Origin of the sequence: Streptomyces silvae (genome assembly GCF_016745505.1) — a bacterium.
Classification (GTDB): domain Bacteria; phylum Actinomycetota; class Actinomycetes; order Streptomycetales; family Streptomycetaceae; genus Streptomyces; species Streptomyces silvae.
This window is the reverse complement of the sequence record NZ_JAERUC010000063.1, coordinates 1-25,989: the sequence shown is the minus strand read 5'-3', so window position 1 is coordinate 25,989 and position 25,989 is coordinate 1. Positions and strand designations below refer to the sequence as shown.

Genomic DNA, 25,989 nt, shown 5'->3' with positions numbered 1-25,989 from the left:
CAGTCCCAAACGGTTGCGACACGGAGACGTTCTCAACGAGAAACACGGAACTGCGTCCCGTTACATAGGGAGGAGCGGTGGCCCACCGGCCACCGCGGAGCACCACCTCCTGGCCAACCATCCGAGAGGGAACCCCCCATGACCGCCTCGCACCTCCTCGTCCCCGTGCCGATCCCGGACCGGGTCGCCGCGCTGATCGGGTCCTGCACCCCGCCGCACATCCTCCAGGCGGAGTTCGACGCCGACTGCGCCGCCCGCGAGGTGCGCAGGTTCCGTGGGCCTCGGCTCGGCATCGAGGACCAGGCCGACCGCGAGCAGGCGCTGTCCGAGCTCGCCCGGGCCAACAAGGTGCTCTGCGCCCATCACCCCCACCTCGCGGTACGCCCCGACGGCGCCTGGTGACAGCTGCTTGCGCGATGACGACACCCCCCTTACCTTACTCAGAAGTAAGTTTACTCTGGAGTAAGGATTTGGCGTGGGCGACAACAGCAGCGGCAACCTCACCGACGAACTGGCCGGGCTCGACTTCGCCGCCGTCTCCCCGGAGGAGTTCGCGCGGATCGTCAAGGGCCTGTCCGCCAAGCAGCTCGGCGAGGTCATGCACGGTGATCTGCGCACCCGGGTGCTGGGCGAGGTCTTCGGCCGGATGCGGCAGCAGTTCCGCCCTGAGGCGGCCGGCGGGCTGAAGGCCCTGATCCGCTGGAAGATCACCGGTGAGAGCGAGGAGGTCTACGAGACCTCCATAGCCGACGGCGCCTGCACGGTGAGCCCGGGCCGCTCCGACGCGGAGCCCCGGACGACGCTGGTGATGGGCGACGCCGACTTCCTCAAGCTGGTCTCCGGCAACGGCAATCCGGTGACGATGTTCATGATGCGCAAGCTGAAGGTCGCCGGTGACGTCGGGCTGGCCTCGGGACTGACCCGCTACTTCGACATCCCGAAGGCCTGAGCCCATGAGCTACTTCTCCCTCGCCCTGACCGAGGAACAGCAGGACCTGCGCAACTGGGTGCACGGCTTCGCCGCCCAGGTGGTGCGCCCCGCGGCCGCCGAGTGGGACGAGCGCGAAGAGACCCCGTGGCCGGTCATCCAGGAGGCCGCCAGGATCGGCCTGTACGGATTCGAGTCGCTCGCCGACATGTACGGCGACCCGAGCGGACTCTCCCTCCAGATCGCCAACGAGGAGCTCTTCTGGGGCGACGCCGGGATCGGCATGGCGCTGTTCGGCACCTCCCTCGCGGTCGCCGGCATCTTCGCCTCCGGCACGCCCGACCAGCTCGCCGAGTGGGTCCCCCAGTGCTACGGCGACGAGGACGACCCGAAGGTGGCCGCCTTCTGCGTCTCCGAGCCGCAGGCCGGTTCCGACGTCTCCGCGATGACCACGAAGGCCCGTTACGACGAGGCCAAGGACGAGTGGGTGCTCTCCGGCCAGAAGGCGTGGATCACGAACGGCGGGATCGCCGAGGTCCATGTCGTGGTCGCCTCGGTCGACCCCTCGCTGGGCGCACGCGGCCAGGCCGCGTTCATCGTGCCGCCCGGCACCCGGGGCCTGGAGGCGAGCCGCACCATCAAGAAGCTCGGCCTGCGCGCGTCGCACACCGCGGACGTCTTCCTCGACGACGTACGCGTCCCCGGGCACTGCCTGCTGGGCGGCAAGGAGAAGCTGGACGCCCGGCTGGCCCGCGCCCGGGAGGGCGGCACTGCGAAGGGCCAGGCCGCGATGGCCACCTTCGAGGTCAGCCGCCCCACGGTGGGCGCCCAGGCGCTCGGCATCGCGCGCGCCGCGTACGAGTACGCCCTGGAGTACGCCGGACAGCGCGAGGCGTTCGGCCGGCCGGTCATCGAGAACCAGTCGATCGCGTTCGCCCTGGCCGACATCCGTACCGAGATCGAGGCCGTACGGCTGCTGATCTGGCAGGCCGCGTGGATGGCCCGTAACGACCGGACCTTCGACGCCGGCCAGGGCTCCATGTCCAAGCTCCGCGCGGGTGAACTCGCCGTCTCCGCCACGGAGAAGGCCGTCCAGATCCTCGGCGGCGCCGGGTACAGCAGGGAGCATCCGGTGGAGCGGATGTACCGCGACGCCAAGATCTACACGATCTTCGAGGGCACGAGCGAGATCCAGCGCCTGGTCATCGCCCGGGCCATCTCGGGGCGGCACATCCGCTGACGAGGACGCCCGGGAGGGTCACGCTCCAGGCGTGACCGGTGTGAACCGGACCGGCACCGAGGCCGGGCCCCGCGTGAAGACGCCCGCCTCGGCCGGGGTGAAGCCCTCGGCGAGGCGGACGTCGGGCATGGCGTCCAGCAGCTGGTTCACCCCGGTCTCCACCTCGGCCCTGGCCAGCAGCGCGCCCACGCAGAAGTGCCGGCCCAGCGCGAACGCGAGGTGGTCGGCGGCCGCGGAGAACGCCGTGGTGCTGCTCAGGTCGGACCGGAAGAGGTCGAAGCGGTCGGGTTCGGCGTAACGCGCCTCGTCCCGGTTGGCCGATCCGATCAGGCAGGTGACGGTGGCGCCCGCCGGGACGGTGCCCCCGGACAGCTCCACCTCGCCCGCCGTCTGGCGCATGATCATATGGACGGGCGGGGTGTAGCGCAGCGTCTCGGCGAAGGCCCGGTCGATCAGGGAGCGGTCCCGCTGCACGGCGGCGAGCTGCTCGGGGTGGGCCAGCAGATTGGCGAAGACCGAGGCGATGGCCTTGTCGGTCGTCTCCCCGCCGGCCGCGAGCAGCAGGCTGCAGAATGCCTTGATGTCCTCGTCGCTCATCCGTACGCCGTCGACCTCGGCGGCGCAGAGCGCGGAGAGCAGGTCGTCCCCCGGCTCCTCCCTCCGCCGCTGGATGACCGGGATCATGTACTCGGCGAACTCCTGGCGGGTCCGCTCCCCCGCCGCCGCGACCCCGGGGTCGCCCGCCAGGTTGCCGAGGAAGGCGATGACGTTGGTGTACCAGCCGTGGAAGCGCTGGTGGTCCGCCCGGTCCAGGCCCAGCATGTCGGCGATCACCAGCACGGGGAAACGGGTCGCGAACGCCTCGACCAGGTCGGCCTCCCCGGTGTGGCGGAAGGCGTCGATCAGCTCGCGGGCGTTGCGCTCGATGACGGGCAGGAACTTCTCCTGGAGGTCCGCGCCGCGGAAGGCGGGAGCGACGAGGGCCCGGCGTACGGCGTGTTCCCTGCCGCTGAGCTGGAGGATGGTCCGGCCGTGGACGGGCTCCAGCTGCCAGTCGTAGTTCTCGGTGGTGAACTCCTGGGCCCTGTCCTTGAAGACGCGCTCGACGTCCTCGTACCGGGAGACGAGGTAACTCCCCGTGGCCTCGTGGTGGATCAGGGGGGCGCTCTCGCGCATCGTCCGGTAGGCCCCGTAGGGATCGGCGGCGAAGGCGGGCGAGAGAATATCGGGCGGTGAGGACGCCTGGGACACGTATGACTCCTGCGGGAAGGGACCGGAGTGCTTCATGGCAGTGAACGGGCAGCACCAGCAAGGCTATTGACCTTCAGCCGAATACCGAACCCCCTGGGAGTATTCTTGATCGCCGTGTCCGGAGCATCCCGTCCGTCCGTCCTGTTCGTCACCGATCTCGCGTACGAGGCGCAGGGGCGGCGCTACTGCGACGAGGACATCTTCCTGACGTCCCGGCTGCGTGAGACCTTCGATGTCGCGCTCTGTCACCCCCGGGACGCGGCGGCGCTGCTCGACCGGTTCGACGCGGTGGTCGTCCGCAACAGCGGACCGGTCCTGCACTACCAGGAGGCGTACGACGCGTTCCGCACCATGGCGCTGGAGTCGGGGGCCCGGGTCCACAACTCGCTCGACGGGCGCGGTGACATGGCGGGCAAGCAGTATCTGGTCGATCTGAGCCGGGCCGGCTTCCCGGTGATCCCGACCGTGGACCGTGCGGCGGACCTCGGGCTGCTCCCCCGCTCGGCGGGGTACGTGGTCAAGCCGAAGCTCGGCGCGGACTCGGTGGGACTGCGGTTCACCGACGAGCCGGAGTATCCGGAGGGCGCCGACGGCACACTGCTGGTCCAGCCCCGGATCGACTTCCGCTACGAGGTGTCCTTCTACTTCGTCGGACACGACTTCCAGTACGCCCTGCACGCCCCGCATCCGGACCGGCGCTGGGTCCTCGAACCGTACGCGCCGACGGCGGCCGACCTGGACTTCGCGCGTCGCTTCGTCGAGTGGAACACCCTCACGCACGGCATCCAGCGGGTGGACGCCTGCCGCACACCGGAGGGCGGGCTGCTGCTCGTCGAGCTGGAGGACCTCAATCCGTATCTGTCGCTCGACCTGGTGTCCGACCGGGTCCGCGAGGCGTTCGTGGCCCGGATGAGGGACTCCGTACGGGAGCTGCTGGCCTGACCCGTCCGGCTGCCCCCGCATGCGTGGGCCAGGGCCGGGTGTGAGGGTGCGAGGGTGACCACTGCCAGCGAGACCTCCCCCGCCGCGCAGAGTGCCGCAGCGCCACCCGTCCTCGACCCCCGGCGCCGGAACATCGTGTTCGCCACGATCGTGCTGGGGATCCTGCTCGCCGCGCTGGACCAGACGATCGTGGGGACAGCGCTTCCCACGATCGTCTCGGACCTCGGCGGCGCGGAGCACATGTCGTGGGTGGTGACGGCGTATCTGCTGGCGGAGACGGTGGCGACGGTCCTGGTCGGCAAGTTCGGCGACCTCTTCGGCCGGAAGCTGATCTTCCAGATCTCGGCCGTCATCTTCATCACGGGCTCGTTCCTCTGCGGCCTCGCCTCCAACATGCTGCTGCTGATCATCTGGCGTGGTGTGCAGGGCATCGGCGCGGGCGGGCTGATGGTCACCGCCATGGCGCTGATCGCCGATGTCATCCCGCTGCGCGAACGGGGCAAGTACCAGGGGGCGATCGGTGCGGTCTTCGGCGTCGCCACGGTGGTCGGCCCCCTGCTGGGCGGGCTGTTCACCGACCATCTGACCTGGCGGTGGGCGTTCTACGTCAATGTGCCGATCGCGATCGTGGTGGTCATCGCCGCCGCCCGCACCATCCCCTCCGTCCGTGCGGCCGGGCGCCCGGTCATCGACTACCTGGGCATCGCCCTGGTCGCCGCCGGCGCGAGCGCGCTGATCCTCGGCACCAGCTGGGGCGGCAACGAGTACGCGTGGGGCTCACCGGTCATCATCGGCCTCTTCGTCGGCGGTCTCGTAGCCCTGGCGCTCTTCTGCCTCGTGGAGACACGGGCGAAGGAGCCGATGCTGCCGATGCGGCTGTTCCGTAACCCGGTGTTCGCGGTCTGCTCCATCCTGAGCTTCATCGTGGGCTTCGCCATGCTCGGCGCGATGATCTACCTGCCCACCTATCTGCAGTACGTCGACGGGGACTCGGCCACACTCTCCGGCGTGCGGACCCTTCCCCTGGTGATCGGCCTGCTGGCGGCCTCGATCTTCAGCGGCAACGTGGTGAGCAAGACCGGCCACTACCGTGTCTTCCCCGTCATCGGTTCACTGGTGATGGCGGCGGGCCTCTATCTCCTGTCCCGGATGGGCCCCGGCACCGGGACCTGGCTGGAGTCGCTGTACATGCTGGTGCTGGGCATCGGCATCGGCTTGTCGATGCAGGTGCTGACGATCGCCGTGCAGAACACGGTCGACTACTCGGACCTCGGGACCGCGACGTCCGGGGTGACCTTCTTCCGTACGCTCGGCAGCTCGTTCGGCACGGCGGTGTTCGGCACGATCTACGCCAACGCCCTGCGGCCGAATCTGACGCAGGGCGTCGAGCAGGCGGCGCGGGCGGGCGGTGATCCGGCCACGCTGGCCGGGGTCGCGGAGAACCCGAAGGCCGTGCACGCCCTGCCAGCCGAACAGACCGCACCCCTCGCCCAGGCCTACGCGGACACCCTGCACACGGTCTTCCTGTGGACGGTGCCGGTGGCCCTGCTGGGCTTCGTCGTCTCGCTCTTCCTCAAGCAGGTGAAGCTGCGCGACAGCGCCCGGGCGAGCTCGACCGACATGGGTGAGGGCTTCGCCCAGCCGAGCACCGGGGACCGGGCGCAGCTGCTGGAATCAGCCGTGGCCAGGATCCTGAGCCAGGCCGGGCCCGACACGGCGAGGCGGATCACCGCGGAGTCGGACACCCGGCTCGACATGGCGGGGGCCTGGGCCGTGATGCAGGTCGACCTCTTCACCCGGATGGTCGGCCACGCGGGACTCAGGCTGATCGCCGCCCGGCACCGCCTCCCGCCGGAGGTGCTGGTGCCCGTCTTCGACCGGATGATCGAGGAGGGGTACCTCACCGGGGACGGCAGGCTCTTCACCCATACGGCGGCGGGGAGCCGCGAGGCGGCGGTGATCTCGGACGCCTGGGGCCGCTGGCTCAACGAACGGCTGGCCGAGGACGGCGCCCGGCCCGACGACCGGCAGCTGCGCGCGGCGGTCGACGTGATCGCCAAGCGGCTGCTCGCGGAGGACCTGGAACAGCAGCTCGCCCCGCCCGAGCGGGCGGTGGCCCCGGCCTGAGGCACCGGTCCCGTGCGCGGCCACCGGATCGGAACCCGCGCATCCTGCGGATCACCCGGCGCACCCGTGCAACGGACTATCAGTCGACGAAGACGCCCGCCTCGTACACCCACGCGCCCTGCTCGCGGACGAAGCGGCTCTTCTCGTGGAGCGCGTCGGGCCTGCCGTCGTCGGTGTAGTGGGCGCGGAAGGTGACCGTGCCGGTGGTGTGGAAGGCGCTGCCCTCGGTGGTCTCCAGGATCTCCAGCCCGGTCCAGCGCATCGCCGGGTCGAAGTCGACGGCGGTCGGCCGGGTCGACGGGTGCCACGTACGCAGGAGGTACCCGGCGTCCTGGACGACGAAGGCCGCGTACCGCGAACGCATCAGCGCCTCGCACGTCGGGGCTGCGGCGGTGCCCGCGTGGAACCGGCCGCAGCACTCGCCGTAGGCGGCCGGGAGGCCGCAGGGGCACGGTGCCGTCGGGGTGATCCGCGGAGGCCCCGCCGGTGGAGCGTCCGGCCGGCGGGGGCGTGAGGTACGTCGTGACATGCGCCCATTGTCCCCCGTGGGCCCACGCACCCGGCAGGCGGCACGGAAAGCCCCGCCGGCCCCCGGGTCAGCGCTTGCGTGCCACGCCCGCGTAGCCGGGGATCGGCTCGTTGCCGGGTACGTCGATGGCCTCGCCGAGCTCGGGACGCCACTCCGCGGAGAGCGAGACGCCCGGCTCGACGAGTTCGAGGCCGTGGAAGAAGGCGGTGAGTTCGGCGCGCGAGCGGGGGCGCAGGGTCATCCCCCGGGCCTTGTACATGGCACGGGCCTTGGCGGCGCCCTCGGGGTCGAAGTCCCCGGTGGTGTGCGAGAGCACCAGGTAGCTGCCGGAGGGCAGCCGCTCCACCAGCCGGTCGACGAGGTCGGCGGCCCCGTCCTCGTCGTCGACGAAGTGGAGCAGGGCGAGGAGGGAGAGCGCGATCGGCCGGTCGAAGTCGAGGATCTTGCCGGCCGCCTCCAGGATGGCGTCGGGCCGGCGGGCGTCGGCCTGGATGTACTCGGTGGCGCCCTCGGGGGTGGAACGCAGCAGCGCCGCGGCGTGCGCGAGCACGATCGGGTCGTTGTCGCAGTAGACGACGCGGGCGTCCGGTGCGGTCCGCTGGGCGATCTGGTGGAGGTTCGGCTCGGTGGGTATGCCGGAGCCGATGTCGAGGAACTGGCGCACGCCGTTCTCGGTGAGCCAGCGGGTCGCCCGGTGCATGAACGCACGGTTGACGCGGGCCATGTCACGGCCGCGGGCGTCCAGCGAGAGCAGCTGCTTCGCCATCTGTTCGTCGACCGGGTAGTTGTCCTTGCCGCCGAGGAACCAGTCGTACATCCGCGCGGGATGCGGCTTGCTCGTGTCGATCTCGACGGCCTGGGATTCCTGCCCGGTCATAACGCACTCCGTTGGTCGGGGACTTCGGCGAACAGCGTGTGGTGCGACGATAGACGGCTGCGGGTCAGGTGAGGAGGAAATCCGCCTGTCCGGACTTGGCTCCCTGGATGAAGGCGGCGATCTCGCCGTTGGAGTAGATGAGCGCGGGGCCGTCCGGGTCCGCCGACTGGCGGACCGCCACCCTGCCGTCGGCCAGCTTCATGGCCTCGATGCAATTGCCCCCATTACCACCGCTCCACGGCTTGTACCAGCCTTCGGTGCCGAGGTCGGCGGCCGGCATGCCGTTGTATATGTGGTTCATCACAGCTCCTTGCGGAAGTCCCTGAGGATTTCCTTCGTGCGTTGTGCAGTTGCGGCCTGAGCCGCCATGCGGTCCATGACCTCGAGGTAGGAAGCCACCTCGGGGCGCGCGTCGAAGTACACGGCCCCCGTCAGGTACTCGCTGTAGACCATGTCGGGCAGTTCCGGGACCGCGAAGCGGAACAGGACGAACGGGCCGTACGTGCCGGGGTGGTGACCCGTCGCGAACTCCGCGATCTGGAGGGTCACGTTGGGCAGTTCCGTCGCTTCGAGCAGACGGTCGACCTGGGCCCGCATCGCGTCGGCGCTGCCGACGGGGCGGCGCAGGACGGTCTCGTCCATGACCACCCAGAGCTTGGGCGCCTCCGCCTTGGTGAGCAGCGACTGCCGTTCCATCCGCAGCGCCACATGGCGCTCGATGTCGGCGGGCCTGGTCTGGCCGACGGCGCCGGTGCGCAGGACGGAGCGCGCGTAGTCCTCGGTCTGCAGCAGGCCGGGGACGAAGTGCGGCTCGTACGTGCGCAGGAGGCTGGCGGCGCCCTCCAGGCTGACGTACATGCTGAACCAGTCGGGCAGCACGTCGTGGAAGCGCTGCCACCAGCCGGGTTTGTTGGCCTCTTCCGCGAGTTCGACGAAGGCGTCGGTCTCGTCGTCGGCGATGCCGTAGGCCTTGAGGAGGAGCTGGACGTACGGGATCTTCAGCCCGACCTCGGCGGTCTCCATCCTGCGTATGGTCCCCGGGGCGACACGGAGGACCTTCGCCGCCTGGTCACGGCTCAGGCCGACGCGCTCCCGCAGATCCTGCAGGCGCTTACCGAGAACGACCTGGCCCACGGTCGGGGCGGACCGCGGTTCGCTCACTTCAGACCTCCCGATGCGCTGTTGCGAGCAGTGTGCCATGCGCATGGCCTCAGGGACACAGCCACTCTGAATTTTTCAGAGTGCCTCTTGCCAAGTGTTCATGTCGGGGGGAGAGTTGGTATCCGAACCAAGTTCGCGTGGTGCGCCCGGCCCCTCCCGGGACGGTGCGAAGCGTGACACAGCCCCCACTGTGAGGAATCGGTCGTGGCACCTGGCAGTGCGCTCATCCCCCGGCTCATGGACCTCAGCCCCGGGGCGGAGGCGCTCCGTTACTGCTTCGCCCTGTCGGCGCACCCGGAGTCGGTGGCCGGTGCCCGGCGCCTCACGCGGGCCCGGCTGGCGGACTGGCGGCTGGGCGGGGACGCGCACGACGCGGCGGTGCTGATCGTCTCCGAGCTCGTGACCAACGCGGTGGTGCACACCGCGAGCGCCCGGGTCGTCTGCGAGCTCCGCTGCGACGGCGGCCGGCTGCGCATCTCCGTGCAGGACCAGGGGCATCAGCCCGGCGGCCCCCGGCTGTCCCTCACCGCCGAGGGCGAGCACGGGCGCGGGCTGCTGCTCGTCGACTCCATGAGCAGTGCCTGGGGCTCCCACGACGCGGGTGACCACTCGGGCCGCATCGTATGGGCGGAACTGCCGTACGGCCCGGAGCCGGCATGCTGAGGAACGCCCTGTCCCAGCTGCTCGGCGCGCGCCGGGCCCGCCCCGCGGAGGAGGACGGCGTCCCGGGCCGGGTCCGGCTCCCGCTGCCGCCCGCGCTGTCGGCGAGCCTCGGCTGCGACGCGGTCGGTGTGCCCGCGCGCTACGGCTTCCGGCTGATGTCGCATCTGCCGCGCGCCGGCTGTGTGTTCGCCGACGCCGACCAGTGGTGGTGGATCGTCCCGTCGGGCTCGGATCTCGATCTGGACTGGCCGGAGCAGGCGTCGTACGCCGCGGGGGCCTACGTCCCGGCCGGGCGCCCCCGGCTGATCCACGCCCCGGACAGCCGTACGCCGTACACGCCACCCATTCCGCTCTTCCTCATGGTGTGTCAGGTCACCGGTGTCGCGCCGACCTGGGACCCGTCGGGCCGGCCGAAGGCCGTGCCGACCCCCTGACGAGGCGGGCCGGTCACGGCCGGTCGAGGTAGGCGAGCCCGGGGTGGACCTTCGTGTAGCCGTCGACCAGCCGGCGGGCCACGGAGACGGAGTCGACCAGCGGGTGCAGCGCGAACGCCCGTACGGCCGACGCCCGTGAGCCGCTCTCCGCCGCTTCCAGCACGGCCCGCTCCACACCCTTGACCGCGGTGACCAGCCCGACCGCGTGGTACGGGAGCGGGTCGACGGCCACGGGGTGCGCGCCGTTGGCGTCGACCAGGCACGGCACCTCGATGACGGCGTCGGCGTCGAGCACGGCGAGGGTGCCCCGGTTACGGACGTCGAGGATCAGCGAGGTGCGCTCGTCGCGGGCGATCGCGCGCATCAGGGCGAGCGCCACCTGTTCGTAGCCCCCGGACTCCAGATCGCTCTCCTCGCGCTCACCTGCCCCGGCCACGTCCCGGTTCTCCGACATGTACGTCGCCTCACGCTCGGCACGCGTACGGTCCCAGGTGGCCAGCGGCGGCGCGGCGGGGTCCTTCATCCGGGCGTAGAAGCCCTCCTGCTGGTCGCGCAGGAAGGCGCCCCGGGTCTGCTCGGCGTCCTGGTAGGCGCGGACCGCTTCCCGGTTGAAGTAGTAGTAGTGCAGGTACTCGTTGGGGATCGCGCCCAGCGAGCGCAGCCAGTCGGGGCCGAAGAGCCTGCCCTCCTCGAAGGAGCCGAGCAGCGCGGGGTCCGCGAGGAGGCGCGGGAGTTCGTCACGGCCGCCGACCCGCAGGCCGCGTACCCAGCCGAGGTGGTTGAGCCCCACGTAGTCGATCCAGGCCTTCTCCGGGTCCGCGCCCAGGACCCGGGCGATCCGGCGGCCGAGGCCCACGGGCGAGTCGCAGATGCCGATGACCCGGTCGCCGAGGTGCCGGGACATGGCCTCGGTGACGAGGCCTGCCGGGTTGGTGAAGTTGATGACCCACGCGTCGGGGGCGAGCCGGGCGATCCGCCGGGCGATGTCCGTCGCGACGGGGACGGTGCGCAGCCCGTACGCGATGCCGCCGGCCCCGACCGTCTCCTGGCCCAGGACGCCCTCGTCGAGCGCGACGCGTTCGTCGGCGGCGCGGCCCTCCAGGCCGCCGACCCGGATGGCGGAGAACACGAAGTCCGCGCCCCGCAGGGCCTCGTCGAGATCACCGGTGACGCGGACCGGGGGCGCGTCGTCGATGCCGGCCGCCTGGTCGGCGAGGACCCGTGCGACGGCGGTGAGCCGGTCCGCGTCCGTGTCGTACAGGGTCACCCGGGAGACGCGGCCTTCGGCGTGATCGCCGAGCAGTGCCCCGTACACGAGAGGGACCCGGAATCCGCCGCCGCCAAGAATTGTCAGCTTCACGCTGATCGATGGTACGGGGCGGGACGCCCGTCGCCCCGGACCCGGGGGGCCGGGGCGACGGGTACGGCGTGGGGGTCAGTGGCCGTTCCACCACCGCACGACGGAACGCCAGACCTTCGCCGGGCCGCCGCGCTGCGCCGGGATGACGGCTCCCTCCCCGGGCTCCGCGTACGGCTCGGGCGGGTGCGGGCCCGCGGGGGCGGGCATCGGGGTGCGCGGGGCGGCGGGTGAGGAGACCTCCCAGCCGGCCTGCGGCCGGGACCTTGCCACCGCCGGCAGCGGTTCGGCGTCGATCTCCTGCTGCGCGGTGGGCGCGAAGCCCGCCGGCAGGTCGACCAGGTGGCGCGACATGAAGTTCCCCGCCCAGATCAGCTTCTCCTCGTCGACGGCGAGTTCGAGGTCGGGCAGGCGCATCAGCAGGGCGTCGACCCCGACATCGGCGATGGCGCGCCCGATGTCCTGGCCGGGGCACTCGTGGGGGCCGCTGCTGAATGCCAGGTGGGCCCGGTTGCCCTCCATGCTGACGCTGAGGTCGGGCCGTACGGCGGGGTCCGTGTTGGCCGGTGCGATCCCGACGATCAGCGCGTCGCCCGCCTTGATCTGCTGCCCGCCGAGCTCGGTGTCACCGACCGCCCAGCGGCCGAGGACGGAGGTGAAGGGCGGCTCGTCCCAGAGCGTCTGCTCGACCGCCTCGGGCACGGTCATGTGCCCGCCGCTGAGCCTGGCCCGGAACCTGGGATCCGTGAGGACCATCCGCAGCACGTTGGCGATCAGGTTGGTGGTGGTCTCGTACGCGACGATCAGGACCACCCGCAGGTGCTCGCTGACCTCCTTGTCGGTGAGACCGGCGGGGTGCTCGACCAGCCAGGTGGCGAAGTCCTCGGCCGGCGCCTCACGGCGGCGCTGGACCAGCCGGTCGAGCGCGCCGATCACATAGGCGTTGCTCGCGACGGCGGTCTCCGAGCCCCGTGTCATGTCACGGGCGGCCTGCACCAGACGGTCGTTGTACTCCTCGGGCATGCCGATGATGGCGCACATCACCATCATGGGGAGCCGCTCGGCGAACTGGCTGACCAGCTCGACCCGGCCTTCCCGGCAGAAGTCGTTGACGAGCCGGTTGCTGTACCGGTTGATGTGACGGCGGACGCCGCGGGTGTCGATGCGCGCCATGCTGTCGGTGACCGCGCCGCGCAGCCGTTCGTGCTCGGCGCCTTCGGCGAAGGAGCACACCGGCTGCCAGGTGAAGAGCGGGGCGAGCGGGTGGTCGGGGGCCACGCTGCCGTCCTGGAGGCCACGCCACCGCCGCGAGTCGCGGGAGAACTGCGAGGGGGTGCGCGTCATGTGGAGGTTCTCGCTGTGGCCGAGCACCAGCCAGGCGGGGACGTCCTCGTGCAGCAGGACCGGCGCCACCGGGCCGTGTTCGGCGCGCAGCTTCTCGTACAGGCCCGCGGGGTCCGCCTCGGCCTCCGGGCCGTACAGCCGGCGCAGTCCGCCGGGGCCGATGCCCATGCCGTGCGCGGGGCATTGCGGGGGTGGCACCGGACCGGTGGCCGCTCCGGGTTCATGCTGGAAGGGGGTTGTCACAGTGGCTCCAGGTAAAGGGGTCCGGCCGTTCCGGGACCGGGCGCGTGGGGACAGGGCCCGTTCGGGAGGCAGAGGGGCCGCCGTCAGGCGAGCGGCACCGCGAGTCGGTGCAGGTAGCGCATCAGGGTCATCAGCACATCGCGGCTGGAGGTGCGCAGCCGGGCGTCGCAGTCGATCATCGGGACCTCGTCCGACAGGTCCAGGGCGGCGCGCAGGGCTTCGACCGGGTGGTGCGGCGCGTCGGGGAAGGTGTTGACGGCGACGACGAACGGCACACCGCGCTCCTCCAGCCTGCCGATGACGTCGAAGCTGACCTGGAGCCGCCGGGTGTCGATGAGGACGACGGCTCCGAGTGCGCCTTCGAAGAGGCCGTTCCAGAGGAACCAGAAGCGCTCCTGGCCGGGGGTGCCGAACAGATAGAGGATCAGTTCCTCGCTGAGACTGATCCGGCCGAAGTCCATGGCGACGGTGGTGGCGGTCTTGGTCTCCACACCCACGTTGTCGTCCACGCCGACCCCGGCCTGGGTCATGGTCTCTTCGGTCGTCAGGGGCCGGATCTCGCTCACCGAGCCGACCATGGTCGTCTTGCCGACCCCGAACCCGCCCACGACGACGACCTTCACCGCGGCCGTGGCCGTACTGGGAAGGACGTCCTCGCTGCGGGGGCCCGTGATCGTGTCAGAGCTTCTGAAGTCCATGCATCACCGCTTCGAGAAGGGACCGGTCCGGGAGCGAGGCGCGGACGACGGGCGCGCGCGATTCGACCAGTTCGGTCGCCAGGAGTTCTGTCAGGAGCGAGGTGACCACGCTGAAGGGGAGGCTCAGATAGGCCGAGATCTCGGCGACGGACAACGGCGCCTTGCAGAGCCGCAGGATCGCGGCCTGCTCGGGCTGGACCATGGGCGACGGCTCGGCCTGAGCCACGACCATCGTGACGAGGTCCAGTGCCGCTCGTTCGCCGTCGGGGGCGCCGGTGATCACGTACAGCCGTTCCGGGTCGCTCAGCGCCGGGTCGGCCTTTCGGCGTTCTCGTCGGGGAGGACTCATCCGGCCTGCCCGTCGTGGCGCGGAGGACTCGTCAGGTGCGCGCCGATACGGACGACCATGTCGCGCATGCGCGCGCCCACCAGTCCCGCGTCCACCGTCTCGCCGGCCAGGACCGCGAGGTAGGCGCCGGCGCCCGCCGCCATCAGGTAGAAGAACCCTCCGGTGACCTCGATGACGACGAGCTTCATCAGGCCGTCGCTGTAGGGGATCTCGGTGGCGACGGCGGCGGCCAGGCTCTGCAGTCCGGCGCAGGCGGCGGCGAGACGGTCGGCGACGTCGGGGTCGCCGCCGTGCCGGGCGATGCGGAGGCCGTCGGCGGAGAGCACCACGATCTGGTGGATGCTCGGTACGTCGTCGGCCAGTTCCTTGAGCATCCAGTCCATGTTTCCCCGCTGCTGGATCACTTCTCGTCTCCCTTGTCCCACACGTCGTCAGAGTCTGTGTCGTGCTTCGGCTCCTTGGGCACACCGTTGACGGCCTGGGTGAAGGCCTCCAGCCAGAGACCGGGCGGTGCCGAGCCGCCCCCGCCCTGTCCGTTGTGCCCGTTGCGCGCGGCGGGCTCCGTGGCCGGCGCGGACTGCTGCGGGAGGTTGTGCGAGCCGAGGGGCGCGCGCCCGCGGCTGCGGCGCTGCGGGAGTCCGCCCTCGGTCCACTCGGTCACGACGATCTCGTCGTCGCCCATGGCCGCCGCGGGGGCTGCGGGCCGTGTGGCGGACGCCGCCGGGGCCGGTGCGGGGGTGGGGGCGGAGGACGCGAGCGACGGGACGGGCCCGGTCGCGGCGGGGCGCGCCTTGTGCTTGCCGCGCGGCGGGACGACGTGCTGCATCTGCGACATGTCGAGCGAGCTCTGCGGCCGCGAGGTGGCGCCGATGCCGTGCGCGATGCCGGGGGCCGGGCCGGTGGTGATCATGTCGCGCGGCACGATGAGTACGGCGCGGACCCCTCCGTACGCGGACTGGCGGAGGGAGACCTGGAGTTGGTACATGCGGGCGAGGCGTCCGACCACGGCCATGCCGAGCCGCGGGGACTCCCCGAGGTCGTTCATGTTGATGCCGGCCTGGGCCTGGGCGAGCATGTTCTCGGCCCTGACCCGGGCCTCCTCGCTGAGGCTGACGCCGCCGTCCTCGATCTCGATGGCGATGCCGGTCTGCACCTCGACCGCGGTGACGTGCACCCGGGTCTGCGGCGGCGAGTAGCGCGTCGCGTTGTCGAGGAGTTCGGCACAGGCGTGGATGAGCGGCTCGACCGCGGTGCCGACGATGGCGACCTTGGCGATCGAGTGCAGATCGACGCGCTGGTACTCCAGGATCCGGGACATGGCGCCGCGCAGCACGCTGAACAGCGGTACGGCCTTGGGCCACTGGCGGCTGGGGCGGGCGCCGCCGAGCACGGCGATGGAGTCGGCGAGCCGCCCGATCAGCGCGGTGCCGTGGTCGATGCGGAGCAGGTCGTCGAACACATCGGGGTTGCGGCCGTGGTGGTCCTCCATCTCCCGGAGCTCACTGGCCTGCCGGTGGACGATGGCCTGGACGCGGCGCGCGACGCTGACGAAGGCGCGCTGCGCGGAGTCACGCATCGCCTCCTCGTTGTCGATGATGTCGAGGACCTGGAGGACCAGGGCGCGTTGTGCCTTGGGGAGGTTGCGGTACGACGCGTCCGCGTCGACGACGTCGCGCATCACCTCCTGCGGCGAGTTGCTGGCGCGCAGCCTGCGGATCGCGGCGGGCAGGAGCTCCTTGCTGAGCCGCTCCGTCTCCTGGTCGTACGAGGCGATGCGGTGTTCCAGGTAGGCGATGCGCTGTTCGTACGCGGCGCGCTGGACGTGCATCGCCCGGCGGCGGCGGTTCAGCACGACGGTGAGCGTGGCGACCACGACGGTGGCGAACGCTCCGCACCAGACGACTGCCGCCCTCGTGGCCCCCGTGACCGGCACCGCGCCGGCCGCCGTCGCACCAGCCATCAGCACGACGGGCAGGAGTGCGGCGCGCACTACGGGGATGTCTCTTTTGGTCGGCGGTGATTCAACACGGACCATCTAAACCCTCTGGCGGTTGATTCGGGAAGTATTCGGGAGGTACACGCACTTGCACGCATAGGTGTGTACAAGCGCTCGAATTCATATCAACTCGGCTTCACTGCGCGTGAGCCTAACCAGATCAGAACAGTGCTTCGGCATATTCGCCCAACCCCCTGCGCGAGCACGCTCGCAGTAATACACTCGCCAGTTTTCGCACTCACCGACGTCGCGCGTGCGCGGGGAGTGACGCCGTGAGGGAATCGGGAGAAAGCAGACCCACCTGTCCCTCTCCATGGGACAGAGAGGCGGAGGCGACGCTCGCCGGACAGGGTCAATCTCCAGCAGCAACAAGAAATAGTGCGCACAAGCGAGCGAGAACCGCTGATACGCACGAATACCCCTGCCCCGCAGAGCGGGACAAGGGCACATGTGATCGAATCGGATCGAAAGGAGCAGATCCGTGAGCGACGTACGGATGTACGAGCGCTACGGCGCGGAATCCACCCCACCGCGCCTCCGGCCGGAGGCGGCGGGAGCTGGCGGCGCCACCTCGGCCGGCCGCCCGTGAACCGCTCACTCTCGGTGAGGCCGGGGGCGGTGCTCGGTCCGGGTCAGCGGCGGCCGCCGAGCCGGCCCTCCAGCTGCACCAGCAGCTCGCCGAGCTGTCCGCTGAGTGCGCCTCGGGTCTTCTCGTCGAGTCCGGAGAGCACCGACCGCTCGTAGGCGAGCTGTTCGGGCAGCAGACGGTCGACCAGGTCGCGTCCCGCGTCCGTCAGCCCGACGTGGGCGACCCTGCGGTCCCTGGCGTCGCTGCGGCGGTGGATCAGACCGGACTCCTGCAGGGCGCGCAGCCGCTTGGTGACGGCGGCCCCGGACGAGAAGGTCTCACGGGCCAGTTCGCCCGGGGTGAGTTCGCGGTCGGTGCGCCGCATCGCGCCGAGCAGGTCGAATTCGGCCCGGGTGAGTCCGGCGGCCCGCAGCGGGGCGTCCTCGGCCTGCTGGAGGAGGGCCGCGCAGCGGTTGATGCGGCCAATGAGTGCCATCGGTTCCGTGTCGAGTCCCGGGCTGACGGCCTGCCACTGCCGTACCACCGAGGCCACGATGTCGTCGGTCACACCGCTCCGTTCGCCGGGGGCAGGGTGATCAGCCCCTGCCGTTGTGCTGTCGCCGCGAGCGTACGGTGTCCTGCCTGCTCGGCGGCCAGCAGCTCTTCCTCGGGCAGGGCGCGTTGCCACCACTCCCCCGACGCGACGTCACCGGCGTCGCGCAGCTCGACGAGGGAGGCCGTCAGCCTCCTGCGCGCCGTTTCGAGTACGAGGGTGTCGACCGCCGGGTCGGCGACCGCCAGCTCGGCGCGGTGCCGGGCGTCCACCGCTGCGGCGAGGGCCCGTTCCACGCGGCCGGAGGCCCGGCGGTTGGTGACGGCGATCGCGGCGAGGAAGCCGACCGCGACGCCGACCAGGGTGTCCAGGGCGCGGTCGGCGACGAGCTCGCCCGCCGGCTGGAAGCCGCCGAATTCCAGGATGAGCAGGGCCATCGGGGTGACGGCGACGGATCCGAGCCAGTAGTTACGGGTGATCAGGGCCTCGGCGGCGAAGTTGAAGAACAGCACGCAGAGGACGAGGGCGAGCGGGTCGAGCCGGGCGAGCGGGATGACGGCGGCGAAGACCAGCACCCCGAGAAGGTTGCCTACGGTCCGCTGCAGCGCCCTGCTCCAGGAGAGAACGAGGTTGGGCTGGTAGACGGAGGCCGCGGTGACGATCGCCCAGTACGGGTGGCCCACGCCGAGCGCCGAGGAGACATAGCCGGCCAGGGCGCACCCGACGAGGGTGCGGAAGGCCACCGGCAGCACCGGGGAGCCGGGGCCGAGCGCGCGCAGCAGCCTGCGCCGCGCCTCACGCCGGCCGCGCCGCATCCGCTGCCCGGCCCGCTCGGCGTCGATCCCGAAGAGCTGCTCGACGGTGCCGGGCGCGGGGGGCGGGCAGGGGACGGGGCCGCGGGCCCGGGTCCCGGCGGCCCAACGGCGCAGCTCCTCGGGGCCGGCCCCGTCGGCCGCCGTGGTCATGAGGGCCCGCTCGGCGTGGACGACCAGCCGCTCCAGCTCCTGGCGTACGGCCGTGGGGCGCCCGGCGGCGAGCAGGGACTGCCAGGCCGCCTGGACGGCTGCCGCCGCGGTGTGCCGGGTGCGGGGGCCGGGATCCGCCGCGTACGCCGCGGCGGCGTCGAGCGCGCGGGCGGTGGCGAGGCGTTCGGGCCCCTCCCTGCGCCACAGGGCCGGACCGACGGTGACCAGCCACGAGAACGCGCCCGCGGCCAGCATCAGCCCCATGTGCCCCGGCACCTGCCCGAGCTCCTGCGGCGCGAAGAGCGCCGCCGAGGTGACGAAGGCGAAGATGACGTTGCCGGGCGGGCCGATGCGCGTCGCGTCGCAGAAGGTCTTCTGGACGGCGGCGAGCAGCGCGCCGACGGCGATCAGCACGGCGGTCGAGTCGGTGAGCGAGCCGACGACCAGGGCGACGGCGAGTCCCGCGGCCATCCCCAGGATCACGCGGAGGACGGTGTGGACCCGCCGGGCGTACGGCAGGTTGTGCCCGTAGAGCGCGCAGAGCGAGCCCGCCATCGTGTACATGACGAGGTCGAGACGGTCGAGGGAGTAGAGCAGCAGGTTCGGGACGGCCGAGGCGACCACCACGCTCAGCGCGGGCTTGTACCAGATCTCCGCGGGGCTGTTCAGCCGCAGGACACCGGTGACCGGCAGTGCGTGGACGGAGGGCTTCCGGGGTCGCATGGATGTATCACTCACTCATTTACTTTAGCAGGTGTTACACACATAAAATATCTGTCCCGGTGGCAGCGGACCGCCTCCGGTAGCCGCCACCTCCGCGCGGCCCTAGCGTGCTGGACAACAGCGTAGGAATGCGACCGGTGGCGCGCCTCGGGAGGAAACCGCATGAAGCTCACGAAACCGGTACCCGGAGGCCCCTGCTGGGTCGAGCTGAGCACCCCGGACGTGCGGGCGGCCCAGGCCTTCTACGCGGGGCTGTTCGGCTGGCGCTCCGAGACCGATCCACGGCCGGAGGCGGGCGGCTACACGACGGCGCGCCTCGGGGAGGACGCCGTCGCGGCCTTCAGTCCTCTCTACCGGCCGGAGCAGCAGCCGTCCTGGACCGTCTCCTTCGCCACCGAGGACGCGGACGCCGCCGCCGAGGCCGTGCGGTCGGCGGGCGGCACGGTGCTGATGGGCCCGATGGACGTCTTCGACGAGGGCCGGTTCACGGTGGCCGCCGACCCGTCGGGCGCGGTGTTCTCCCTCTGGCAGGCCCGCGCCTTCCCGGGTGCGGGGCGGTTCAACGATCCGGGGTCCCTGGGGTGGGTGGAGCTGCGCACCCCCGATCCGCAGGGGGCGCTCGACTTCTACCCGGCCGTACTCGGCTGGACGGTCAGCTCCTCCGAGCACTTCACCCACTGGGGCGTGGACGGGGCCGACTTCGGCGGCCTGAAGGAGCAGGACGACGACGAGCGCGCCGACGTACCGCCGCACTGGTTGCCCTACTTCACGGTGACCGACACGGAGACCACCGCCGCCAGGGCGCTGACCGCGGGGGGTGAGCCGCTCTCGCCCCCGATGCACATCCCGGGCGGGCCCTGGGTGGCGACGCTCCTCGATCCCTTGGGGGCGCGGTTCGGCCTCCACACCCCCTGAGGGCGCCGGGCTCCCCGAGGGCGCCCGGGCCACCGGGGGCGCCTGGACCACCAGGGCTTCAGGACCACCGGGGGCGCCTGGGCCACTAGGGCTTCCGGACCACTGGGGGCGGCTCACCGGCCGGCGAGCGGCCCGGCTCCTTCCGGCATGCGGAGGGCCTCGGCGGCGTCCGCCACCCTGTGCATCAGGCCGAAGAGCGTCTGCTGCTCCTCCGCGGAGAGCGGGCCGAGGAAGACCTGGTTCATCCCGACCGTGCGCAGCGCGAGCCGCCGGTGGGTGCGGGCACCCTCGTCCGTCAGACGGAGCAGGAAGCGCCGCCCGTCGTCCGGGTCGCGCACCTTGTCCAGCAGCTCCCGGCGCAGCAGCCGGGTGATCACCTCGGCGACGGTGGACCGGTCGAGGCCGACCCGCTCCCCCACCGTCCGCTGGTCGAGGCCCGGTTCGGCGGTCAGGGCGTTGAGGACGGCGAACTGGGGCGAGGTGATCTCCTGGGAGACCATCGTGTTCCAGAGCAGGTGGTGCGCCTGCTGGAGACGCCGGGCCAGATGTCCGGGGTGGGTGCTCAGGTCGACCGCCTGCACGGGAGGCCCTCTCTCTGTCGGTCGTCAGCCACGGCCGATTCGGGCCGGGACGTCGAAGATGCACAGTGTACTGAGGGTATTGACCCGACGGTCAGCCCTGCGTAGCTTCATGACCATCGCATTTTAGTCAGTGCACTGAGCATTTCCAGGATTCACGGAGCCGTGACATGACCGCACGTGTCCTTCCCGCACAACCGCTGCCCGACGGCATGAGCCAGCGGGAGATCGACGCCGAGGTGGCCAGGGCCCAGGCCGTGGCCGTGCCGGGCGCCCACCATCCGCCGCGCGACTATCCGCCGTACCGCAGCAGCCACTTCCGCCATCCGCACCGCTCGCTCATCCCCGTACGCGATCCCGAGGCCGTCGAGCTGTCCGGGCCGGCCTTCGGTGTCACCGATGTGACCGCGCTGGACCGCGACCTCACCGCGCAGCACCACGGTGAGCCGCTCGGGGAGCGGATCACCGTCACCGGACGGGTGCTGGACCGGGCCGGCCGGCCGGTGCGGGGGCAGCTCGTCGAGGTGTGGCAGGCCAACGCCTCCGGGCGGTACGCCCATCAGCTCGACCAGCATCCGGCCCCGCTCGACCCGAACTTCACCGGCTTCGGACGCTGTCTGACCGACGACGAGGGCGGCTACGCGTTCACCACCGTCAAGCCGGGCGCCTATCCGTGGCGCAACCACGCCAACGCCTGGCGGCCCGCCCACATCCACTTCTCGCTGTTCGGTACGTCCTTCAGCCAGCGGCTGGTCACCCAGATGTACTTCCCCGGCGATCCGCTCCTCCCCTACGACCCGGTGATCCGCTCCGTCACGGACCGGTCGGCGCGCGAGCGGCTGATATCGACGTACGACCACGATCTGTCCGTCCCCGAGCGGTCCCTCGGCTACCGCTGGGACATCGTCCTCGACGGACCGTGCGCCACCTGGACCGAGGAAGAAGGCCACGCCTGATGTCCCACGCCCCGACCCCCTCCCAGACCGTCGGCCCCTTCTACGGCTACGCGCTGCCCTTCCCCGGCGGCAGCGAGGTCGCCCCGGCCGGGCACCCCGGCACGGTCACCGTCCACGGCTACGTGCTCGACGGCCGGGGAGACCCCGTGCCCGACGCGATCGTGGAGACCTGGCAGCCCGCCCCCGACGGCTCGCGCACCGGGCTTCCCGGCTCGCTGCGCCACGACCCGGCGACCGGCCGGGTGATCGGACGCGACGGGGTGGACTTCACCGGGTTCGGCCGGGCGCCGACGGACGCGGCCGGCCGCTGGTTCGTGCGTACGCTGCCGCCCGGCGGTGTCCCGTACCTCTGTGCCGCCGTGTTCGCGCGCGGCGTGGTCCACCACCTCTACACCCGCGTGTACCTCCCCGATCTGCTCGGCGAGGACCCGGCGGCCGGTGATCCTCTGCTGGAGTCGCTGGACGCGGAGCGGCGCGCCACACTGATCGCGACACGCACGGACGCCCGTACCTACCGTTTCGACATCCGTCTGCAGGGCGACGGCGAGACGGTCTTCCTGGAGTTCAGCTGATGCACGAGAGCGATGCCGGGCTGCTCGCCCCCGGCCGGGCCGGTTCCGCCGCCGAGGCGGCCACCGGCGACCACGCCTTCCTGCGGGCGCTGCTGGACGCCGAGGCGGCGCTCACCCGGGCGCAGGCCACCCGCGGGCTCGCTCCCGCCGGGGCCGGGCGGGCGGTCACCGGGGCGGCGGAGGCCGGCTCGTTCGACGTACGGGAGCTGGCGCTGCGGGCGCGGTCCGGGGGGAACCCGGTGATCCCGCTGGTCGCCGCGCTGTCGGCGGCGGTCGACGAGGACGTGCGGCCCTACGTGCACCGGGGCGCGACCAGCCAGGACATCCTTGACACGGCGGCGATGCTCGTGGCGTCCCGGACCCTGGGAATTGTCCTCGGCGACCTGGGGCGCACCGCCGACGCGCTGGAGCGGCTGGCGGCCGCCCATCGGGACACGCCGATGCCGGGCCGCACCCTGACGCAGCACGCCGTGCCGACGACGTTCGGCCTCAAGGCCGCCGGCTGGCGTGCGCTGGTGCTCGACGCCCGGGACCGGCTGCGGGCGGTGCGCGGCGCGCTCCCCGTCCAGCTCGGGGGCGCGGCGGGGACGCTGGCGGCCTTCTCGGACGGCGGGGACGCGGCGGGGCCGGACCTCGTCGCGGCCTACGCGGGGGAACTGGGCCTGGCCGAGCCCCTGTTGCCCTGGCACACCCTGCGTACGCCGGTCGCGGACCTGGCCGGTGCGCTCGCCTTCACGGCGGGCGCGCTCGGCAAGGCGGCGGCCGATGTGCTGACCCTGTCCCGCACCGAGATCGGCGAGCTGGCGGAGGGCTCCGGCGGCGGCTCCTCCGCGATGCCGCACAAGGCCAACCCGGTCCGCGCCACCCTGATCGCCGCCGCCGCCCGGCGTGCGCCGGGGCAGGCGGCCACCCTGTACGGATCGCTCACCGCCGAGGACGAGCGGCCGGCCGGGGCCTGGCACGCCGAGTGGGAGCCGCTCCGTGATCTGCTGCGGCTGGTCGGCGGGGCCGCCCGGGACGCGGCGGAACTCACGGAGGGGCTCCGAGTGTTCCCGTCGGCCATGCGGAACCATCTGGGGACGACCGGCGGGCTGATCGTCTCGGAGCGGCTGGCCGCGGTGGCCGCCGGCCGGGTGGGGCCCGGCCGCGCCAAGGAGATCCTCACCGGGGCCGCCCGGCTGGCCCGCGACGAGGGCAGGCCCCTCGCGGAGGTCCTCGCCGGGGAGCCCGCCTTCGACGGCCTCGATCTCGCCGAACTGACCGACCCCGCCCGGTACACCGGCTGCGCCGGGCTCCTCACCGACCGCGCTCTGGAGCGCCGATGACCACGACACCCGCCCGTCTCCTCCACCACCGCGCCGAAGGGCCGGCGAGCGCTCCCGCCCTGCTGCTCGGCCCGTCGCTGGGCACCTCCACGGCGGTCTGGGACGGGGTCGCGCCCGAGCTCTCCGCCGCCCACCGGATCGTACGGTGGGACCTGCCGGGGCACGGCGGTTCGCCGGCCGGGCTGATCGCCCCGGGAGCGGGGGTCGCCGATCTGGGCGCGCTGGTCCTGGAGCTCGCCGACTCGCTGTCCCTGGACCGCTTCTCGTACGCCGGTGTGTCGCTGGGCGGTGCGGTGGGTCTCTGGCTCGCCGTCCATCACCCGGAGCGCGTGGACCGCCTGGCCGTCGTCTGTTCGTCCGCCCACTTCGGCGACCCGGGGCCGTGGCGGGAGCGCGCCGCGCTCGTGCGCGCCGAGGGCCTCGGCAAGGTCGCGGAGAGCGCGGCGGGCCGCTGGTTCACACCTGGTTTCACCGAGCCGCGGCTGCTCGACGACCTCCTGGGCACGGGCCCCGGCGCCTACGCGGCCTGCTGCGACGCGCTCGCGGAGTGCGATCTGCGGCCGGGACTCGCGGCGGTGCGCGCGCCGACGCTGGTCATCGCGGGCCGCGACGACCCGGCGACGCCGCCCGCGCACGCGCGGGAGATCGCCGACGGGATCCCGGGCGCCGCACTGACCGAACTGGCGGGCGCCTCCCACCTGGCTCCCGCCGAACGCCCGGGGCCCGTACGGGAGGCGCTGCGCGCCCACTTCGCGCCCCGGGAGCGCGGGAGCGGGACGGCGGTGCGCCGCGAGGTCCTGGGCGACGCGCACGTGGACCGTGCGCAGGCGGCGACCACCGGGTTCACCGCGCCCTTCCAGGACTTCATCTCGCGCTACGCCTGGGGCGAGATCTGGACCGACCCGACGCTGTCCCGGCGGGAACGCAGCCTGATCACGCTGACCGCCCTGGTCGCGCACGGCCACTACGGCGAGCTGGCGATGCACGTCCGCGCGGCGGTACGCAACGGCCTCAGCGCGCGGGAGATCGGCGCCGCGCTCCTGCAGACCGGGGTCTACTGCGGGGTCCCGGCGGCGAATTCGGCGTTCGCGGTGGCCGAGCGGGTGCTGGCGGAGATGAACGAGGAAGGGGACGGCGCCTCTCCGGGCTGACCTTCGCCCCGGAGGCGGGCGTGAACCGCGGGTTCCCCTGTCCACGCCCGCCCCACGGAGGATCAGCCGAGTCCGCGGGCGTCCTGCTTGAGGGCGGTGTCCACCGTCAGTGCCGTCGCCACGACGAGGCTCAGCAGCGGCTCGGGGAGCTGGTAGTGGATCTGCAGCACGTAGTTGTCCGCCGTGGTGAACATGGTCTTCGCCAGGCCCTCCCACGTCTTGGTGATCCGGGCGATCTCGGCGTCGTTGTGGTCGACGATGGCGAAGTTCCAGGCGCGCCAGTTCTCGGCCTTGATCGCGCCGACCTGCTGCCCGTTGACCGTCATCGCGAAGTTGATCTTGCCGATGGCGTTCTGCTGGACGATCTCGCCGACGGGCTGTCCGTCCGGACGCTGCACGATCACCCGGGACTTGATGAACTTCGCCGGGCGCGTCAGGAGCAGCTGCGGCTGCCCGTAGGCGTCGCGGATCTCCAGGCGGTGCGTGAGGTACTGGTCGATGCTGGAGACGAACCTCAGCACCTTGCGGGCGGCGCTCTGGCCGACCTGCACGACCGAGCCGACGGTGTTGCCCTGCTGGTCGAAGACGCTGTACTCGTTGGTGAGCTCGATCAGCTTGGCCTTCTGGTTCACGACCAGGACCTGCTGGTTGAACAGCGAGCCGCCGCCGGGTGCGCCTTGCTGAGGGGCGAACTGCTGGGCGGGGGCCTGCTGCTGGGGGGCGGCGTGCTGCTGCGGCACTCCCGCCGGCTGCTGCGGAACCGCGGCGTTCGGCTGGGCGGCGTACGGGTGGCCGGCCTGCGGCTGCGCGGCCTGCGGCTGGGCGGCGTACGGCTGGGCCGCCTGCGGCTGGGCGGCGGCCGCCTGCGCGGGGGCCTGGGACTGCCCCTGCACGGGGGCCTGTCCCTGGGCCGGGTGGGTGTGCTCGGTCCACCGGGAGCCGTCCCAGTAGCGCAGCAGCTGGGGCGCGCCGTGGGGATCCGGATGCCAGCCCGCAGGTACGTTCGATTGCGTCGTCACCGGGGCACACTATCCTGCCGAGCTGTGGGGCCGAACTCATTGAAGTTTCACACACCATCTACGATGTCGGCGATGACCGGAACGAGCGTGCGGACGAACAGGTGGCGGAGCGGCAACGGCCTGCCCGTCGCCGCCGCCTGGGCGCTCATGCTCGTAGCGGTGTTCTTCTGCTGCTCGCCGGCCCCCGCGCCCCATGGCCAGGCCCCTTCCGCGGCCGCCGCCAGGGCCTTCACGCCGACACCCGCGGCCGCCGCGTCGGTCGTGGTCGCCGATGCCCCGGACGAACGGGGCGTCGGCAGCTCCTGTCACGGGACGGTCGACCACTCGACGGCCGTCGTGCTCCCCGGCCACCCGGCCCCGGTCGCCCTGCCCTGCCCCTCGACGGCGCTCCGGACCGCCCCGCTCACCGGCGGCGCGGCCATCCGCGGCCCCTCCGACGACAGCGCGGGCGCCGTCGACCACCTGCGTCTCCAGATCCAGCGGATCTAGGGCGTGTTTTGAAAGTAGCGCCGTCCGCCCGGAGGG

General features: G+C 72.0%; 28 protein-coding genes. 13 read left to right on the top strand and 15 right to left on the bottom strand.

The annotated features are described in order from the left end of the window. The first annotated feature begins 138 nt into the window (after positions 1-138). The 3 genes from JKV81_RS08150 to JKV81_RS08140 all read left to right on the top strand — a co-directional run bounded on the left by JKV81_RS08150 (position 139) and on the right by JKV81_RS08140 (position 2,168). Positions 139-402, top strand: a complete 264-nt coding sequence (locus tag JKV81_RS08150) for a hypothetical protein (protein ID WP_129266775.1) — start codon at positions 139-141, stop codon at positions 400-402. A gap of 73 nt (positions 403-475) precedes the next feature. Next, complete coding sequence (locus JKV81_RS08145; protein WP_129266776.1) at positions 476-949, top strand: SCP2 sterol-binding domain-containing protein; 474 nt, start codon at positions 476-478, stop codon at positions 947-949. A gap of 4 nt (positions 950-953) precedes the next feature. Further along, positions 954-2,168, top strand: coding sequence for an acyl-CoA dehydrogenase family protein (locus JKV81_RS08140; protein WP_129266777.1), 1,215 nt, complete (start codon positions 954-956; stop codon positions 2,166-2,168). 18 nt (positions 2,169-2,186) lie between these two features. Here the strand turns inward: JKV81_RS08140 and JKV81_RS08135 are convergent, their stop codons facing one another. Then, positions 2,187-3,419 carry a cytochrome P450 gene (locus JKV81_RS08135; protein ID WP_241748597.1) on the bottom strand — a complete coding sequence of 411 codons (1,233 nt, stop codon included), beginning with the start codon at positions 3,417-3,419 and terminating at the stop codon, positions 2,187-2,189. Positions 3,420-3,524: 105 nt separating this feature from the next. Between JKV81_RS08135 and JKV81_RS08130 the strand changes: the two genes are divergently transcribed. Further along, positions 3,525-4,361 (top strand): ATP-grasp domain-containing protein, encoded by an 837-nt coding sequence (locus JKV81_RS08130; RefSeq protein WP_129266779.1) that lies wholly within the window; start codon positions 3,525-3,527, stop codon positions 4,359-4,361. A gap of 54 nt (positions 4,362-4,415) precedes the next feature. Continuing rightward, the gene (locus JKV81_RS08125; RefSeq protein WP_202075270.1) at positions 4,416-6,488 is read left to right on the top strand and encodes an MDR family MFS transporter; all 2,073 of its coding nucleotides are present in this window, start codon (positions 4,416-4,418) and stop codon (positions 6,486-6,488) included. 79 nt (positions 6,489-6,567) lie between these two features. Here the strand turns inward: JKV81_RS08125 and JKV81_RS08120 are convergent, their stop codons facing one another. The 4 genes from JKV81_RS08120 to JKV81_RS08105 all read right to left on the bottom strand — a co-directional run bounded on the left by JKV81_RS08120 (position 6,568) and on the right by JKV81_RS08105 (position 9,055). Continuing rightward, a complete protein-coding gene (locus tag JKV81_RS08120; RefSeq protein WP_202075269.1) occupies positions 6,568-7,017 on the bottom strand; it encodes a YchJ family protein in 450 nt (149 codons plus the stop codon). 67 nt (positions 7,018-7,084) lie between these two features. Then, positions 7,085-7,894: an SAM-dependent methyltransferase gene (locus JKV81_RS08115; RefSeq protein WP_147982944.1), complete on the bottom strand. Its 810-nt coding sequence runs from the start codon at positions 7,892-7,894 to the stop codon at positions 7,085-7,087. 64 nt (positions 7,895-7,958) lie between these two features. Beyond that, positions 7,959-8,195, bottom strand: coding sequence for a DUF397 domain-containing protein (locus tag JKV81_RS08110; RefSeq protein ID WP_014152862.1), 237 nt, complete (start codon positions 8,193-8,195; stop codon positions 7,959-7,961). Next, on the bottom strand, positions 8,195-9,055 hold the full coding sequence (locus JKV81_RS08105; RefSeq protein WP_124275846.1) for a Sco1979 family transcriptional regulator: 861 nt from the start codon (positions 9,053-9,055) through the stop codon (positions 8,195-8,197). The genes JKV81_RS08110 and JKV81_RS08105 overlap by 1 nt, the downstream gene beginning before the upstream one ends. Before the next feature lie 204 nt (positions 9,056-9,259). On the opposite strand from JKV81_RS08105, the gene JKV81_RS08100 reads away from it, so the two are divergent. Beyond that, on the top strand, positions 9,260-9,718 hold the full coding sequence (locus tag JKV81_RS08100) for an ATP-binding protein (protein WP_129266783.1): 459 nt from the start codon (positions 9,260-9,262) through the stop codon (positions 9,716-9,718). After that, the gene (locus JKV81_RS08095) at positions 9,712-10,152 is read left to right on the top strand and encodes a hypothetical protein (protein WP_129266784.1); all 441 of its coding nucleotides are present in this window, start codon (positions 9,712-9,714) and stop codon (positions 10,150-10,152) included. The genes JKV81_RS08100 and JKV81_RS08095 overlap by 7 nt, the downstream gene beginning before the upstream one ends. 13 nt (positions 10,153-10,165) lie before the next feature. Here JKV81_RS08095 and JKV81_RS08090 read toward each other — a convergent pair whose 3' ends face one another. The 8 genes from JKV81_RS08090 to JKV81_RS08055 form a co-directional block, all read right to left on the bottom strand. After that, positions 10,166-11,512 (bottom strand): 6-phospho-beta-glucosidase, encoded by a 1,347-nt coding sequence (locus JKV81_RS08090; protein WP_129266785.1) that lies wholly within the window; start codon positions 11,510-11,512, stop codon positions 10,166-10,168. Positions 11,513-11,587: 75 nt separating this feature from the next. Then, on the bottom strand, positions 11,588-13,096 hold the full coding sequence (locus JKV81_RS08085; protein ID WP_129266786.1) for a cytochrome P450: 1,509 nt from the start codon (positions 13,094-13,096) through the stop codon (positions 11,588-11,590). Between the two features lie 83 nt (positions 13,097-13,179). Next, positions 13,180-13,794, bottom strand: coding sequence for a GTP-binding protein (locus JKV81_RS08080; protein ID WP_099177517.1), 615 nt, complete (start codon positions 13,792-13,794; stop codon positions 13,180-13,182). Next, on the bottom strand, positions 13,775-14,143 hold the full coding sequence (locus JKV81_RS08075) for a DUF742 domain-containing protein (protein ID WP_099177518.1): 369 nt from the start codon (positions 14,141-14,143) through the stop codon (positions 13,775-13,777). The genes JKV81_RS08080 and JKV81_RS08075 overlap by 20 nt, the downstream gene beginning before the upstream one ends. Then, a complete protein-coding gene (locus tag JKV81_RS08070) occupies positions 14,140-14,547 on the bottom strand; it encodes a roadblock/LC7 domain-containing protein (RefSeq protein WP_014152870.1) in 408 nt (135 codons plus the stop codon). The genes JKV81_RS08075 and JKV81_RS08070 overlap by 4 nt, the downstream gene beginning before the upstream one ends. After that, complete coding sequence (locus JKV81_RS08065) at positions 14,544-16,178, bottom strand: sensor histidine kinase (protein ID WP_202075268.1); 1,635 nt, start codon at positions 16,176-16,178, stop codon at positions 14,544-14,546. Before JKV81_RS08065 ends, JKV81_RS08070 begins: the two co-directional genes overlap by 4 nt. Positions 16,179-16,771: 593 nt before the next feature. Then, complete coding sequence (locus tag JKV81_RS08060; RefSeq protein WP_124275840.1) at positions 16,772-17,275, bottom strand: MarR family winged helix-turn-helix transcriptional regulator; 504 nt, start codon at positions 17,273-17,275, stop codon at positions 16,772-16,774. Next, positions 17,272-18,948 carry an FUSC family protein gene (locus tag JKV81_RS08055; RefSeq protein WP_129267226.1) on the bottom strand — a complete coding sequence of 559 codons (1,677 nt, stop codon included), beginning with the start codon at positions 18,946-18,948 and terminating at the stop codon, positions 17,272-17,274. Before JKV81_RS08055 ends, JKV81_RS08060 begins: the two co-directional genes overlap by 4 nt. A 162-nt stretch (positions 18,949-19,110) precedes the next feature. Here JKV81_RS08055 and JKV81_RS08050 point away from each other — a divergent pair, with 162 nt between their 5' ends. Further along, positions 19,111-19,863: a VOC family protein gene (locus tag JKV81_RS08050; protein ID WP_202075267.1), complete on the top strand. Its 753-nt coding sequence runs from the start codon at positions 19,111-19,113 to the stop codon at positions 19,861-19,863. Between the two features lie 113 nt (positions 19,864-19,976). Here the strand turns inward: JKV81_RS08050 and JKV81_RS08045 are convergent, their stop codons facing one another. Next, a complete protein-coding gene (locus tag JKV81_RS08045; protein ID WP_202075266.1) occupies positions 19,977-20,444 on the bottom strand; it encodes a MarR family winged helix-turn-helix transcriptional regulator in 468 nt (155 codons plus the stop codon). 167 nt (positions 20,445-20,611) lie between these two features. Between JKV81_RS08045 and pcaH the strand changes: the two genes are divergently transcribed. The 4 genes from pcaH to pcaDC are packed head-to-tail and all read left to right on the top strand — an operon-like array spanning position 20,612 to position 24,445. Next, complete coding sequence (pcaH, locus tag JKV81_RS08040) at positions 20,612-21,397, top strand: protocatechuate 3,4-dioxygenase subunit beta (RefSeq protein WP_372444097.1); 786 nt, start codon at positions 20,612-20,614, stop codon at positions 21,395-21,397. Continuing rightward, positions 21,397-21,969: a protocatechuate 3,4-dioxygenase subunit alpha gene (pcaG, locus tag JKV81_RS08035; protein WP_129266790.1), complete on the top strand. Its 573-nt coding sequence runs from the start codon at positions 21,397-21,399 to the stop codon at positions 21,967-21,969. Before pcaH ends, pcaG begins: the two co-directional genes overlap by 1 nt. Continuing rightward, a complete protein-coding gene (gene pcaB, locus JKV81_RS08030; protein ID WP_129266791.1) occupies positions 21,969-23,294 on the top strand; it encodes a 3-carboxy-cis,cis-muconate cycloisomerase in 1,326 nt (441 codons plus the stop codon). Before pcaG ends, pcaB begins: the two co-directional genes overlap by 1 nt. Next, on the top strand, positions 23,291-24,445 hold the full coding sequence (gene pcaDC, locus JKV81_RS08025; RefSeq protein ID WP_202075265.1) for a bifunctional 3-oxoadipate enol-lactonase/4-carboxymuconolactone decarboxylase PcaDC: 1,155 nt from the start codon (positions 23,291-23,293) through the stop codon (positions 24,443-24,445). Before pcaB ends, pcaDC begins: the two co-directional genes overlap by 4 nt. A gap of 62 nt (positions 24,446-24,507) precedes the next feature. Here pcaDC and JKV81_RS08020 read toward each other — a convergent pair whose 3' ends face one another. Continuing rightward, positions 24,508-25,464, bottom strand: coding sequence for an LURP-one-related family protein (locus JKV81_RS08020; RefSeq protein WP_129266793.1), 957 nt, complete (start codon positions 25,462-25,464; stop codon positions 24,508-24,510). Between the two features lie 63 nt (positions 25,465-25,527). Here JKV81_RS08020 and JKV81_RS08015 point away from each other — a divergent pair, with 63 nt between their 5' ends. Next, a complete protein-coding gene (locus tag JKV81_RS08015; RefSeq protein WP_129266794.1) occupies positions 25,528-25,953 on the top strand; it encodes a hypothetical protein in 426 nt (141 codons plus the stop codon). Positions 25,954-25,989: the final 36 nt, after the last annotated feature.